The sequence below is a fragment of the Cellulosimicrobium sp. 72-3 genome, from assembly GCF_013127315.1.
GTDB lineage: Bacteria > Actinomycetota > Actinomycetes > Actinomycetales > Cellulomonadaceae > Cellulosimicrobium > Cellulosimicrobium funkei.
Genome location: NZ_CP053419.1, coordinates 3,517,314 through 3,530,805, shown reverse-complemented (window position 1 = coordinate 3,530,805; position 13,492 = coordinate 3,517,314). Strand labels below are relative to the sequence as shown.

The window sequence follows — 13,492 nt, the reverse complement described above, 5'->3', positions numbered from 1 at the left end:
CCTCGCGCTCGTTAGCGTGAAGGGGCCGACGAGGACCTCCGCAGCCCTCCCCAGTGGGTTGCGGGGCTCCTCCGACCGTGAAAGGCGGTCAGCGTGCCCGTGCGTCACCGAACGACCCGACCCCGCACCTCCCGTCCCCTCCCGCCCTCCGTGGCCTCCGCCCTGCCCGTGGCCCTGACGGCCGTGCTCGGCGCCGCGCTCCTCGCGGGCTGCACGAGCGGCTCCGACGACGCCGGGGCGGCCGTCGACGGCGGGTCGGGTCCCGCCCAGGCCGAGGACCACGGCTCGCACGGCGACCACGCCGACGCGGGCAAGGTGCCCGTCGGCCCCCTCCAGCTCCCCGGCGCCGACTACTGGTCGGTGCTCCAGCCGGCCGACGGCGTCACGCAGGTCCGGGCGGGCGGGTGCCCCGAGGACGCCGCGTGCCCGAGCTTCGAGGTGCTGACCGGTGCGGCGCTCGACGGCGTCGACCCCGCGACGGCGCTCCTGCCCGACGGCGCCACGTGCCCCGGGACGGACGCGCTCGCGGCCCGCGCGGTCGGCGACCCCGCCGAGTCGGACGTCGAGGTCGCCGGCACGCCCGCGACGCTCGCGCGCTGGACGCTCTCGTGCGTCGACGAGGCCGGGGCCGAGGTGCGGACCGTCGAGCAGCTCCAGTGGTACGTGCCCGACGCCCCCGGCGGTGCGGTGCTCGTCGTCGACCGCTGGGCGTTCGAAGGGCTCGAGTCGCGCCTCGCCGCGGGAGGCTGGGCGTCCGCCTGACCGACCCCGGCCCGCACCGACGACGGCCTCGCACCCGGGAGGGTGCGAGGCCGTCGTCGTGCACCCGGCCGTGCCGGCGGCCGGGTCAGCCCTTGCGCGTGCGGCGCGTCAGCAGCACGACCGCGGCGCCCACGGCGGCGAGCCCCGCGGCGACGGCGGCGTACAGGCCCACGGTCGCGCCCGTCGTCGCGAGCGACGAGGACGACGAGCCGGTCGCGACGGTGTGCGAGACCTCGGACGCCGTCGTGGTCGGCGTGGGGTTCCCCTGTCCCGGCGGGTTCGTCGCGCAGCTCGGGGACGACGGCGGGTAGTCCACGCTGACGACCGTCTCGGGGTTGACCTGGAAGAGCACCTGGACGCTGGGGCGCACCCAGTCGAACTCGTCGCCCTCGACCCACTGCCCGTCGACGAGGCTCCAGCCGGGCCAGTCGGCGCCGCGGCCGTCCGCCCCGACGACGGCGCCGGGCCACAGCACGCGGCCCTGCAGGGGGAGGCCCGACTGGACGACGTCCGCGCCGCCCGGGTTGAGCCACGTGATGGTCGCGGTGTCGTTGTCCGTGCCGGTGACGGCGATGGCGTACTCGAGGTACGGGACGTCCCCGTCGCAGACGGGGGACAGGGTGGTGAGCTCGATCGTCGGCTCCGGCACGTACGTGTCGTCCTCGGCGGCTCCCGCGACCGGCGCGGTGAGCAGCACCACCGTCGCGGCTGTAGCGGTGACGGCCAGCGCGCGGCTCCCGGCGCGGCGTCCTCCCGACGTCTTCATGGTGAATCCTGTCCGTGGGCGGGAAAGGCTGTTCGTGGAGAGGGAGCCGTGCCCCGAGGTCCCTGATACGTGCAGGTGCCACACGTGCGCGAGGTGTTTCCGTCCTGCCAGGCTAGCGAGGCGGACGCCCGAGTTGGACGCTTGTCCAGGGTGAAAAGCGTCGGTGCGCGGGATCGTGACCGCGCCGTGACGCGACCGGACGCGGCTCAGCCGCAGGGCGCGACGTCGACCGTGCGCAGGCCCGGCTGGGTGGTCGTGGGCGTGCTCCACACGTCGAGCGAGGTCGCGGCGGCGGTCCCCGCGTCCCGCGGCGTCGTCGTCGTGAACGACAGGGTCGTCGACTGCCCGGGCGCGAGGTCGACCATCGCGGAGAGCGCGCCGCGGCCCGCGACGTCGCCGGGCTGCGCCGGGAGCGGGGCGTCGTCGCGACGCAGGCCCGACACCTGCCCGTCGCGCGGCGGGTAGAGCACGACGAACGTGCGCGTGACGCCCGGCTCGACGCCCGCCGTCCCGCCGCCGGTGACGTACCAGGGCAGGCTCGTCGCGGCGTCGGCCGGGGCAGACGACGCGAGGTCGACCTCGAACGTGTCCACGCGGCCCGCGGCCGTGCACGTGCTGCCCGCGAGGCGCACGTCGCTGCCGAGGTAGACGCCCATCTTGCCGCCGGTGCCGTCGTTGAGGAACACGCCGACCGAGCCCGCGGCCTGGTCGGCGGTGTCGATGTCGCCCGCCACGACCGTGCCCGCGAGACGCTCCTGCTCCGCCTCGCGCGCCGACCACAGCAGGACGCGGTGCTCGTCCGCGCCGCGCACGAGCGCGTCCCGCGCGACGGCCGGGTCGGCCCCGCCCGCGAGGAACTCCTCCAGGACCTGGGCCGCGACCGCCGCGAAGAACGTGTCCGTCTGCTCGCCGGGCTCGAGCTCGGCGTACGCGTCGGAGAGGAGGGTCTGCACGACGTTGCCCGCGTCGAGGTCGACCGCGCCGCCGTCGACCGGGACGGTCACCGGGCCCGTGGCCTCGAGCAGGTAGGAGAGCGCGACGGGGTCGGTCGCGACCACGCCGTCGACCTGCTCGCCCTGCGCGCGCTCCCACATCGTCGACGCGAGCGCGGCGGTCGTGGGGAAGTCCGGCGTCAGCGGGGTGTCCTGGAGGTAGCGGCCCACGCGGTCCGTGAAGAGCTCCTCGACCCCGGGGTCGAGGGGCAGCACCGGCTCGTCGAAGGACGGGAAGCCGACCGTCGAGGCCTGCCGCTCCAGCGTCACCCTGCCCTGGTCCGCCGAGATCACCGCGAGCGCGCCGGGGATCCCGCCGCCGGCGCGCAGCTCGGCGTTGTTCAGCGCGAGGACGAGGTAGCGGCGCGGGCCGTCGGCGCCGAGCATCGCGGGCGCGAGCGCCGTGAGCCGGTCGGCGGTGCGGACCACCGTGCGCAGGTCGTCGGTGCGCGCGACGAGCGCGGCGTACGGGTCGGCGACCTCCGCGTGCAGCGCGTCGCGGTCGACGGTGGCGAGGCGCGCGTCGATCGCGTCGAACGCGTCGGCGGCGCGCGCGACCGTCGGGGCGGCCGCGACGAGCGGTGCGAGGTCGACGCCGTCGCCCGTGAGCGCGAGCCCGTCGCCCTCGACGCTGCCGAGGGTCTGCGTGAGGGACGGCAGCACGACGGCGGCGAGGTCGTCGGCCGTCGCGGCGGCCACGGAGAAGGCCCGCACGTCCTGCCCGTAGACCGGCAGGTGCGCGGCCAGGGACCACAGAGGTCCGTCGGTGTGCGCCCGTGCGGAAGCGGTGAGGGGCTGGACCCGATCGAGCGCGGCGTCGGCGGCCGCGACGTCGCCGTCCCGGAGCGCCTCCTCGGCGGCGGGGACCTCGTCCAGCGCGCGCGTCAGGGCGTCGCGCGCGGCGAGCGCGTCCCGGGCGAGGAGCCCGGCGCACACGACGAGCGCGACCGCGAGCAGGATGAGACCCCAGCCCAGCCAGGCCGCCCGGCTCCGCCGACGGCGGGGGTGGCGCGGCGGGGCGTCCCGCTCCGTCGTCGTCATGCCTCTCAGCGTAGGGGCCGGGGATGGCAGGATCGGGGCCGTCGCGGGTGAGGTTCGGGTGAACCGCGGGGCGTGCAAGGAACGCGCGCCCCGGGACACAGAGCGGTTGACAGCCCGCCCCGCCGACGAGGAGCCGCCGTGACGACCGACGAGGGCAGTGACGAGACCACCGAGGCCGCCGTCCACGACGAGGCCTGGTTCGCCGCGCTCTTCGCCGCGCACGCGACACCGCTGTACCGCTACTTCCGCCGGCGCCTGCCGATCGCCGTCGGGGGCGTCGCCCCCGACGCCGACGACCTGACGGCCGAGGTCCTCGCGACCGCGTGGCGGCGTCGCGACGACGTGCCCGACGGCGCCGAGCTGCCCTGGCTGTACCGCACGGCGGGGTTCCTCCTCGCCAACCACCGCCGCAAGGCGCGGGCCCTGCCCGTGGCCGAGGTGCCCGAGCGCCCGGACGACGGGGCCGACGTCGAGCACGTCGTCGTGCAGGACGACGAGGTGCGCCGCGCGCTCTCCGCGCTGTCCGACCGCGACCGGCGCATCCTGCTCCTGCACGCGTGGGAGGGGCTCGGCGGGGCGGACCTGGCCGCCGTCCTCGGCACGTCGCGCGGGGGCGCGGACGCCGCGCTGTCCCGGGCCCGCGCGCGCCTGCGCACGGCGTGGGCGGAGCAGTCGGCGCTCGCGCAAGAGACCGGCGCCTGAGCACACATCACGGGTAGACCCGACCGGCCGCACCTGCGCGGTACGGCCCCTGCGGTACCTGGAGGGCGACATGACCACCCGAACCCCCGAGCAGCCCGACGACGCGGACCTGGAGCGCCTGCGCGCCGCCGACCCGGCCGCGGACGCGACCCCGGACGCCACGGCCCTGGAGGCCGCGGTGCGCGACCGCGTCCCCGAGGCGTTCGCCCGCCCCGCGGCGACCGGCCCGGGCGCCGCTCCCGCGGAGCTCCCGGCCGCGGCCGGCCTCGCCGGGGCGGACGGCCCGACGGCCGCGCTCGTCGACGAGCTCGCCGAGCGCCGCGCGCGCCGGCTGCGCCGTCGGGCGCCGCTCCAGGTGGCGGCGGCCGTGGTGGGCGCGTTCGTCATCGGGACGGGCGGCTACGCGCTCGGCGCCGGCGAGTGGGGGACCACGGCGGGCGACTCCGCCGCGGAGAGCACGGCGCTCGCCCCGATCCGCCTCGGCAGCGCGGACGCGCCCGCGTTGGCGGACGCGCTCGCGGGGGCTACGGCCACCGAGGAGAGCTCCACCAGCTCCCGCGCGACCACGGACATGGCCTACCCCGGCGGCTGGGGCGGGCGCACCGTCTTCCACGCCGAGGGGCTGTCGTCGGACGGTGCGCGCGCGGACGCGTGGGCCTACGACGCGGCGGGCGTGTTCTCGCAGGAGACGGCGCGCCGCGTCGCCGACGTCCTCGGGGTCACGGGCGAGGTGCGCGAGGAGTATGGGTCGTACGCGGTCGGCCCGGCCGACTGGACGGGACCGACGGTCTCGCTCCAGCCGGACGGTCTCGCGAGCGTGAGCTTCAACGACCCGGCCAAGGACCCGTGGGGCTGCGTCGTCGTGACGCCGATGCCCGCCGAGGAGGGCGACGGGGCCGGTCCGTCGGCCGAGCCGGGCACGTGCGAGGAGGCCGACCACGGCGCCCCGCCGAGCGGCGCCGAGGCCGGCGACCGGCTGCGCGAGGTGCTGGGGTCCCTCGGCCTCGATCCCGACGGCTACGAGATCGTCGCGGAGGAGCAGCCCGTGGACCAGGGCGCCCCGCGCGCGACGACGGTGACGGCGGCCGAGGTGGTCGACGGGCAGCGCACCGGGACGCAGTGGAGCGCGACGTACTCGGGTGCGGGGCTCGCGTCGCTCTACGGGAGCCTCGCGCCGCGCGTCGCGATCGGCGCGTACGACGTCGTCAGCCCGGCCGAGGCGGTCGAGCGGCTCGGCGACCCGCGGTTCGGCGGGGGCGGGATGATCGCGTGGGCCCGCGAGGACGTGCAGTCCCTCCCGGAGACCGCGTCCGAGCCCGAGGCCCCGACGGTCCCGCCCACCGTGGGGGAGGGGGCGCGGTTCGCCTGGCCCGTCACGGACGTGACGATCACGGACGCACGCCTCGGCCTGGCGGTGCAGTACCAGCCGGACGGCGCGGCCGTCCTGCTGCCCGCGTACGAGCTGTCCGACGCGGACGGGAACGTCTGGTCAGTCGTGGCCGTGGTGGACGACCAGCTCGACTTCACGCCCTCCGTCGGCTGACGGAGCACGACCCGGCGGTCGGTATCGTGATACCGACCGTCAGGTCGGCTTCGCCTGCGCGCTTTTGCACGTTGCAAGCATCCGAGGTCGCGAAAGTGGCCACGCTTTTGATTGACCACCGACAAAAGTGTGGTTAGGGTCGCAGCAGACCGAGCGCCACCGGGTCGGAGAGCGAGCAGAGCGACCCTCTCCCGGGGCGTGCGGTCCGACGGTGGCAGGGAGGCCATCGTCGTCGTGATCGGCGGCGCCGCGGCGTCCGCCGTCGGAACGGGAGCAACGATGCACCACTTCGCCCCTGACGGATCGTCGGACCGCCCCGCCCCGGACGCGCGCACCGGGCTGTGGCTCGTCGGCGCCCGCGGCTCGGTCGCCACCACCGCCGCCCTCGGCCTCGCGGTGATCGCCGACGGGCGCGCGGAGCCGACCGGGTGCGTCACCGCGGGCGAGCCCTTCGCCTCCGCCCCGCTGCCCGCGTTCGGCGACCTCGTCGTGGGCGGCCACGACATCTCCGACGTGTCGATGGTCAAGCGCGCCGAGCTGCTCGTCGAGGCCGGCATGATCGCGCCGCGCCTGCTCACCGCCGCGCACGCCGCGCTCGAGCGGGCCGACGCCGAGGTGCGCCCCGGCTACTCGGCCCACCCCGCCGAGGGCAGCGCGCGCGAGTCCCAGCAGGCCGCGGCGGAGCGCCTCGCGGCGGACATCGTGGACTTCCGCGAGCGCCACGGCCTCGCGCGCGTCGTCGTCGTCGACCTCGTGTCGACCGAGCCGCTGCCCGAGCCCGCGCCCGAGCTCTCCGACCGCGACCTGCTGCGCGCGGCGCTCGCGGACCCGGAGCGCGCGGTGCTGCCGCCGAGCTCGGTCACCGCGTACGCCGCGCTGCTCGCGGGCGCCCCGTTCGCCGAGTTCACGCCGTCGGCGAGCATGCACCTGCCGGTGCTGCTCGAGCTCGCCGAGGAGCGCGGCGTGCCCGTCGCGGGCCAGGACGGCAAGACCGGCCAGACGTGGCTGCGCACGATCCTCGCCCCGGCGTTCGGGGCCCGCGGGCTGCGCGTCCTGTCGTGGGCGGGGGCCAACCTGCTCGGCGGCGGGGACGGCGCCACGCTCGCCGACCCGCAGGCGGTGCAGAGCAAGCTCGTGTCCAAGTCGCGCGGGCTCCAGGACCTCACGGGCAGCGACGTCACGCCTCTGCACATCGACAACGTGCCCGACCTCGGGGACATCAAGGTCGCGTGGGACCACGTGCACGTCGAGGGCTTCCTCGGCTCGCGGCTCACGCTGCAGACCACGTGGTCGGCGTACGACTCGATGCTCGCCGCGCCGCTCGTGCTCGACCTGGCGCGCCTGCTCGCGCTCGCGGACGCGGCCGGGTACGCGGGCCCTGTCCCGGAGCTCGGGTTCTTCTTCAAGGACCCCTGGGGCAGCGGCGTGCACGACTTCGCCGCGCAGACCGTCGCGCTGTCCGACTGGGTCCGCGAGGCGACCGCCCGGGTGGGCGGCGACGCGACCGCCGCGGCCGACCGGTCGTGACGGGCTCCCTCCACGACCACCTGGACCTCGTCCGCGCCCCCGCGGTCCTCTCGGTGGTCGGTGACACGCTCGCGGGCGCGGCGGCGGCCGGGCACGCGCTCACGCCGCGCCGCGCGCTCCTGCCCCTCGCCTCGGCGTGCCTGTACGCGGGCGGCATGGCGCTCAACGACTACGCGGACCGGCACCTCGACGCGGTCGAGCGGCCCGAGCGGCCGATCCCGTCGGGCCGTGTGACGGAGCGCCGGGCCCTCCAGGTCGCCGTCGGTCTCACGGCCGCGGGCGTCGGTCTCGCCGCCGCGGGCGGGGGAGCGCGCGCGCTCGCCGTCGCCGTCCCGCTCGCCGCGAGCGTGTGGACGTACGACACGGTCGCCAAGGAGCGCGCGGCCGGTCCGCTCGTCATGGCCGCGTGCCGCGGGCTCGACGTGCTGCTCGGGGCCGGCGTCGGGCACCTGCGCGCCGCCCTGCCGGCCGCGGCCGGGATGGCCGTGCACACCGCGGGCGTCACGTACCTGTCGCGCGGCGAGGTGCACGGCACGACGTCGTCCCTCGCCGCGGGCGTGGCCGCCGCCACCGCGGTGGGCGGGGCGGTCGTCGGCGCCGGCGCGGTGCGCCGCGCACGGGCGGCCGACGGCGGCGCGAGCGGCCGGGCGCGCGTCGCGACGGCGGTCGCCGGGGTCGCGGCCGCGGGCGCCTACCTCGCGACGTGCCTGCCCCGGCAGGTCGACGCCGCGATCACGCCGTCCGCCCAGAACGCGTTCGCCGCGACCAAGGCCGGGATCCGCGCGATGCTGCCGCTGCAGGCGGCGTGGTCCGCGCGCGGGGGGAGCCTGGCGTCGGTGGGGGTGCTCGCGGGCGTCGAGGTCGCGGGCCGGCTGCTGCGCCGCGCGGGGCGGGCCCCGGGCCGCGCCGAGATGAGCGAGACGTGAGCGCGCCCGGCACCGCCGGCGGCACGATGCCCTTCACGCTCGGGTACGGCACGAACGGCTTCACCGACCACCCGCTCGACGTCGCGCTCGACGTGCTCGCCCACGAGGGGTACGGCGCCGTCGCGCTCACGCTCGGCTTCCCGCACCTCGACCCCTTCGCGGACGGCTGGGCGGACGAGGCCACGGCGCTGCGCGCGCGGCTCGCCGCGGCGCGCGACGGTGCGGGGATGCGCGTCGTCGTCGAGACGGGCACGCGGTTCCTCCTGGACCCGTTCCGCAAGCACCGCCCCACGCTCGTGGACGTCGAGGCCGACGCGCGGCTGCGGTTCCTGCGGCGCGCGGTCGAGATCGCCGCCGTGCTGGACGCGGAGTGCGTGTCCTTCTTCTCGGGGGTCCTGCCCGACGACGTGCCCCCCGCCGAGGGCTGGACGCTCCTGCGCGAGCGCCTGCCCGCGCTCGTCGAGCACGCGCGCGACCACGGCGTGCGGCTCTCGCTCGAGCCCGAGCCCGGGATGCTCGTGGAGACGGTGGGCGACGCGCTGCGGCTGCGCGACGAGCTGGGCGGCGACGGCGGCGACCTCGCGGACCTCGGGGTCACGGTCGACGTCGGGCACTGCCTCGTCGTCGAGCCCGACGGCGTGGTGGGCGCGCTGCGCGCGGCCGCGCCGTACCTCGCCAACGTGCAGCTCGACGACATGCCGCGCACCCACCACGAGCACCGCCCGTTCGGCGAGGGCGAGATCGACCTCCCGCTCGTGCTCGGCACGCTCGCCGACGTCGGGTACGCGGGCGTCACGGCGGTCGAGCTGCCCCGCCACTCGTACGACGCCCCCGGCCTCGCGCACCGCAGCATGACAGCGCTGCACCGCGCGTGGGACGACCGCCCCCACCACCCCCAGGAGGTGCCATGACCGAGACCACCCGTCCCGACGCCCGCACGGCGGACGGGACCGCCCCGGGCGAGCGCTGGCTCGCCGAGGCGCGCGCCGCCGTCGCGCAGGACCCCGCGGCCGTGACGCGCGCGTTCGCGCTCGCGGGCCGCCAGGTGGGCCGCGTGCCCGTCCGCCCGGACACCGACCCCGCGGGGGTCGTGCACGGGACGGTCGACGACGCCGCCCGCGCCGACCTCGTGGTCGCGCTCGCCGAGGGGGCGGGTCGTGGCGGTGCCGACGGCGAGGCCGCCCTCGCGGCGCGGCTCGCGGACCTCTACCAGCACGGCGACACCGCCGAGCGGCGGGGCGTCCTGCGCGGTCTCGACGCCCTCACGGAGCGGGGGGCGCTGGCGGACGACGCCGCGCCGTCGGTCGTGGCGGTGGGCCGGGACCTCGCCGCGGACGCGCTCCGCACGAACGACCAGAGCCTCGTCGCGGCGGCCGTCGGGCCGTTCGCGGCCGCGCACCTCGACCCGCACGCGTGGCGCCACGCCGTGCTCAAGCTCGTCTTCATGGGCGTGAGCCTCGACGCCGTCGCCGGTCTCGACGACCGCGCGGACGACGAGCTCGCCCGCATGGCGCGCGACTTCGCCGCCGAGCGCCGCGCCGCGGGCCGCGTCGTGCCCGACGACGTCGCCCGCCTCGCCCCTGACGTCACCACCGGGAGGACCGCCTGATGCGCATCTTCGACCCCCACATCCACATGACCAGCCGCACGACCGACGACTACGAGGCCCTGTACGCCGCGGGCGTGCGCGCGCTCGTCGAGCCGGCGTTCTGGCTGGGCCAGCCGCGCACGAACGTGGGGTCGTTCCTCGACTACTTCGACGCGCTCCTGGGCTGGGAGCGGTTCCGGGCCGCGCAGTTCGGCATCCGGCACCACGCGACGATCGCCCTCAACCCCAAGGAGGCGAACGACGCGCGGTGCCGCGAGGTGCTCGACGAGATCCCGCGCTACCTGCTCAAGGACGGCGTCGTCGCCGTCGGCGAGGTCGGGTACGACTCGATGACTCCCGAGGAGGACGAGGTCTTCTCGCGCCAGCTCCAGATGGCCCGCGACGCGGCGCTGCCCGTGCTCGTGCACACGCCGCACCGCGACAAGCTGTCGGGGACGCGGCGCACGCTGGACGTCGTGCGTGAGTCGGGGATCGCCCCCGAGCACGTGCTCGTGGACCACCTCAACGAGACCAACGTCGCGCTCGTGCTCGACGCGGGCGCGTGGGCGGGGTTCTCGATCTACCCGGACACGAAGATGGACGAGGACCGCATGGTCGCGATCCTCCAGGAGCACGGCACCGAGCGGATGATCGTGAACTCCGCCGCCGACTGGGGCCGCTCCGACCCGCTCAAGACGCTCAAGACGGGGCAGGCGATGCTCGCCGCGGGTTTCACCGAGGACGACGTCGACCAGGTGCTGTGGCGCAACCCGGTCGAGTTCTACGGGCAGTCGGGCAACCTCGTGCTGGACCCGGTCCCCGGGTTCGTCGAGGGCGACCTCCCCACCCCGGGCGTGGAGTTCGAGGGCTCCTCCGTGCTGCGCGGCGCGCGGGCGTAGCGCGGGAGGGCACCACGATGCTGCTGTCGTACTGCACCAACGTCCACCCGGCCGAGCACCTCGATGGGGTGCTCGACCAGCTCGTGCGCTACGCCGCGCCCGTGCGCGAGGCCGCGGGGCTCGACGTCCTCGGCGTCGGGCTGTGGATGCCGGCCGTGCTCGCGCACCGCCTCGCGGGCTCGCCCGACGACCGCGTGCGCCTGCGCGCCGTGCTCGACGAGCACGGCCTCCAGGTCCACACGCTCAACGCGTTCCCGTACGGCGGCTTCCACGCCGACGTCGTCAAGCTCGACGTCTACTCGCCCACGTGGGCCGACCCGGAGCGGCTCGCGTACACGCTCGAGTGCGCCGAGGTGCTGGCCGAGCTCCTGCCAGACGGCGTCGCCGGGTCGATCTCGACGCTGCCGCTCGCGTGGCGCGAGCCATGGACGGACGCCGACGACGACGCCGCGACGCGCGCGTTCGCCGCGCTCGGGGAGGGCCTGCGCGACCTGCGCGAGCGCACGGGCAAGGTCGTGCGCGTCGCGGTCGAGCCCGAGCCGGGCTGCGTGCTCGACACGGTGGACGACGTCGTGGCCTGGCTCGCGGCGCGCACGGGGCCGGACGTGCCGGCGGACCGGCGCATCGACCCCGAGCACGTCGGCGTGTGCCTCGACACGTGCCACCTCGCCGTGTCCTTCGCGGACCGCCGCGCGGGGACGGCCGCAACGGTGCGCCGCATCACCGACGCGGGCCTGCGGGTCGTCAAGGTCCAGGCGTCGGCCGCACTGCACGTCGCGGACCCGGCCGACGACGCGGCGCGCGCCGCCGTCGGTGCGTTCGCCGAGCAGCGGTACATCCACCAGGTGCGCGAGCTCACCGCGGCGGGCGACGTGCTCGCCGCCGACGACCTGCCCGACGCCCTGGGCGGCGCGCTGCCCGCGGAGGGACCGTGGCGCGTGCACTTCCACGTGCCCCTGCACCACGAGCCCGCCGCGCCGCTCGCCGCGACGACGGACGTGCTGCGCGCGGCGGTCGACGCCGTCCGCGCGGCGCCGCACGGCGACGAGGCCCACCTCGACGTCGAGACGTACACGTGGGCCGTGCTGCCCGAGGGGGCCGCGACGGACTCGCTCGTCGCCGGCATCGCGGCCGAGCTGCGCTGGGCGACGACCCACCTCGCCGTGACCCACCTCGTCGCGGCGCACGACGTCGCTGCCGCCGGGACGGCGCGCACCGCACCACCCTCGGGACCGACCGCGGACGACGCCGCCGCCGACCCGGGCACGACCAGGAGGACCGCATGAAGCCCGTGCTGCTGCTCGACGTCGTCGGGCTCACCTCGACCGCGCTCGCCCACATGCCGCGACTGCGCCAGCTCGCCGCGAGCGGCTGGCAGTCCGAGCTCGCGACGGTGCTGCCCGCCGTGACGTGCAGCGTCCAGTCGACGATGCTCACGGGGCTCAGCCCTGCCGAGCACGGGATCGTGGGCAACGGCTGGTACTTCCGCGAGCTCGGCGACGTCTACCTGTGGCGCCAGCACAACCGCCTCGTCGAGGGGGAGAAGCTCTGGGAGGCCGCGCGCCGGACGCACGGCGAGTACTCGTCGGCGAACGTCTGCTGGTGGTACGCGATGGGCATGACGACGGACGTCACCGTCACGCCGCGCCCGATCTACCACGCGGACGGCCGCAAGTCCCCGGACGCCTACGTGCGCCCGGCGGCGCTCCACGACGATCTCGTCGGCCGGTTCGGCGAGTTCCCGCTGTTCACCTACTGGGGCCCGACGGCGGACATCACCTCGTCGCGGTGGATCGTCGACGCGACGCGGCACGTGCTGCGCACGCACGCGCCCGACCTCACGATGGCGTACGTCCCGCACCTCGACTACGACCTGCAGCGGTTCGGGCCCACGTCGCCGCAGGCCGACGCCGCGGCGGCCGAGCTCGACGCGACGCTCGCGCCGCTGCTCGACGACGCCGCGAACCAGGGCGTCACCGTGCTCGTCGTCTCCGAGTACGGGATCGCGGACGCCGACCGGCCCGTGCACCTCAACCGCATCCTGCGCCGGGAGGGCCTCCTCGAGGTCTACGTGCAGGACGGCAAGGAGCAGCTCGACCCGTGGACGTCGCGCGCGTTCGCCGTCGCGGACCACCAGGTCGCGCACGTGTACCTCGGCGACCAGCAGGACCCGGCGCTCCGGCGGCGGGTCACGGACCTGCTGCGCGGCGTCCCCGGCGTCGACGAGGTGCTCGACCGCGAGGCGCAGGCGCGGTACGGGCTCGACCACGAGCGGTCGGGCGACCTCGTCGTCGTCGCGGAGCCCGGCGCGTGGTTCACGTACTACTTCTGGCTCGACGACGCCCGCGCGCCCGAGTACGCGCGCGGCGTCGACATCCACCGCAAGCCCGGCTACGACCCCGCCGAGCTGTTCTTCGACCCGGCGGACCGGCTGGCGAAGGCGAAGGCCGGCCTCAACCTCGTGAAGAAGAAGGTGGGCCTGCGGTACGCGATGAGCACCGTGCCGCTCGACGCGTCGTACGTCAAGGGCTCCCACGGGCGGCTCCCCGACTCCTCCGCCGACACGCCCCTCGTGATCTGCTCGGACGCGGAGGTGCCGGCGTCGGTCGCGGGCGTGGTGGAGAGCGGGTCCGGGCAGGTCCCGGCCGCCGCGATCAAGGGCCTGGTGCTCGAGCTGCAGGGCCTCGGCGTCCGGGTCTGACGACCGGGCCGGTGGTCCCGACCGTCGGGTCGGGGCCACCGGACC

General features: G+C 76.5%; 12 protein-coding genes. 10 read left to right on the top strand and 2 right to left on the bottom strand.

Features of this window, described 5'->3' with window-relative positions; genetic code table 11:
- Positions 1-150: 150 nt before the first annotated feature.
- Positions 151-762: a hypothetical protein gene (locus tag HKK73_RS15740; RefSeq protein WP_043658999.1), complete on the top strand. Its 612-nt coding sequence runs from the start codon at positions 151-153 to the stop codon at positions 760-762.
- 85 nt (positions 763-847) lie between these two features.
- Here the strand turns inward: HKK73_RS15740 and HKK73_RS15735 are convergent, their stop codons facing one another.
- Both HKK73_RS15735 and HKK73_RS15730 read right to left on the bottom strand, forming a co-directional pair.
- Positions 848-1,528, bottom strand: a complete 681-nt coding sequence (locus tag HKK73_RS15735) for a peptidase (protein ID WP_114553566.1) — start codon at positions 1,526-1,528, stop codon at positions 848-850.
- Positions 1,529-1,734: 206 nt separating this feature from the next.
- Entirely contained in the window at positions 1,735-3,561 is a 1,827-nt protein-coding gene (locus HKK73_RS15730) for a DUF4012 domain-containing protein (RefSeq protein ID WP_137280714.1), read from the bottom strand.
- A gap of 138 nt (positions 3,562-3,699) precedes the next feature.
- Here HKK73_RS15730 and HKK73_RS15725 point away from each other — a divergent pair, with 138 nt between their 5' ends.
- The 9 genes from HKK73_RS15725 (at position 3,700) to HKK73_RS15690 (ending at position 13,447) form a co-directional block, all read left to right on the top strand.
- Positions 3,700-4,263 carry an RNA polymerase sigma factor gene (locus HKK73_RS15725; protein ID WP_171468359.1) on the top strand — a complete coding sequence of 188 codons (564 nt, stop codon included), beginning with the start codon at positions 3,700-3,702 and terminating at the stop codon, positions 4,261-4,263.
- Positions 4,264-4,333: 70 nt separating this feature from the next.
- Positions 4,334-5,806 carry a hypothetical protein gene (locus HKK73_RS15720; protein ID WP_171468358.1) on the top strand — a complete coding sequence of 491 codons (1,473 nt, stop codon included), beginning with the start codon at positions 4,334-4,336 and terminating at the stop codon, positions 5,804-5,806.
- A gap of 279 nt (positions 5,807-6,085) precedes the next feature.
- A complete protein-coding gene (locus HKK73_RS15715; RefSeq protein WP_171468357.1) occupies positions 6,086-7,333 on the top strand; it encodes an inositol-3-phosphate synthase in 1,248 nt (415 codons plus the stop codon).
- Positions 7,330-8,259 (top strand): SCO3242 family prenyltransferase, encoded by a 930-nt coding sequence (locus HKK73_RS15710; RefSeq protein WP_137280711.1) that lies wholly within the window; start codon positions 7,330-7,332, stop codon positions 8,257-8,259. The genes HKK73_RS15715 and HKK73_RS15710 overlap by 4 nt, the downstream gene beginning before the upstream one ends.
- Positions 8,256-9,170: a sugar phosphate isomerase/epimerase gene (locus HKK73_RS18975; RefSeq protein WP_253705675.1), complete on the top strand. Its 915-nt coding sequence runs from the start codon at positions 8,256-8,258 to the stop codon at positions 9,168-9,170. Before HKK73_RS15710 ends, HKK73_RS18975 begins: the two co-directional genes overlap by 4 nt.
- Entirely contained in the window at positions 9,167-9,868 is a 702-nt protein-coding gene (locus HKK73_RS18970) for an EboA domain-containing protein (protein WP_216608000.1), read from the top strand. Before HKK73_RS18975 ends, HKK73_RS18970 begins: the two co-directional genes overlap by 4 nt.
- On the top strand, positions 9,868-10,746 hold the full coding sequence (locus HKK73_RS15700; RefSeq protein ID WP_061267969.1) for a TatD family hydrolase: 879 nt from the start codon (positions 9,868-9,870) through the stop codon (positions 10,744-10,746). The genes HKK73_RS18970 and HKK73_RS15700 overlap by 1 nt, the downstream gene beginning before the upstream one ends.
- A 17-nt stretch (positions 10,747-10,763) precedes the next feature.
- On the top strand, positions 10,764-12,032 hold the full coding sequence (eboE, locus tag HKK73_RS15695) for a metabolite traffic protein EboE (RefSeq protein ID WP_171468356.1): 1,269 nt from the start codon (positions 10,764-10,766) through the stop codon (positions 12,030-12,032).
- The gene (locus tag HKK73_RS15690) at positions 12,029-13,447 is read left to right on the top strand and encodes an alkaline phosphatase family protein (RefSeq protein ID WP_168945261.1); all 1,419 of its coding nucleotides are present in this window, start codon (positions 12,029-12,031) and stop codon (positions 13,445-13,447) included. Before eboE ends, HKK73_RS15690 begins: the two co-directional genes overlap by 4 nt.
- Positions 13,448-13,492: the final 45 nt, after the last annotated feature.

Excerpts from the sequence above, each read along its gene's own strand:
- HKK73_RS15735 (WP_114553566.1), bottom strand. The coding sequence starts at position 1,528 with ATGAAGACGTCGGGAGGACGCCGCGCCGGGAGCCGCGCGCTGGCCGTC.
- HKK73_RS15730 (WP_137280714.1), bottom strand. The coding sequence starts at position 3,561 with ATGACGACGACGGAGCGGGACGCCCCGCCGCGCCACCCCCGCCGTCGG.
- HKK73_RS15720 (WP_171468358.1), top strand. The coding sequence starts at position 4,334 with ATGACCACCCGAACCCCCGAGCAGCCCGACGACGCGGACCTGGAGCGC.
- HKK73_RS15715 (WP_171468357.1), top strand. The coding sequence starts at position 6,086 with ATGCACCACTTCGCCCCTGACGGATCGTCGGACCGCCCCGCCCCGGAC.
- HKK73_RS18970 (WP_216608000.1), top strand. The coding sequence starts at position 9,167 with ATGACCGAGACCACCCGTCCCGACGCCCGCACGGCGGACGGGACCGCC.
- HKK73_RS15700 (WP_061267969.1), top strand. The coding sequence starts at position 9,868 with ATGCGCATCTTCGACCCCCACATCCACATGACCAGCCGCACGACCGAC.
- eboE (WP_171468356.1), top strand. The coding sequence starts at position 10,764 with ATGCTGCTGTCGTACTGCACCAACGTCCACCCGGCCGAGCACCTCGAT.
- HKK73_RS15690 (WP_168945261.1), top strand. The coding sequence starts at position 12,029 with ATGAAGCCCGTGCTGCTGCTCGACGTCGTCGGGCTCACCTCGACCGCG.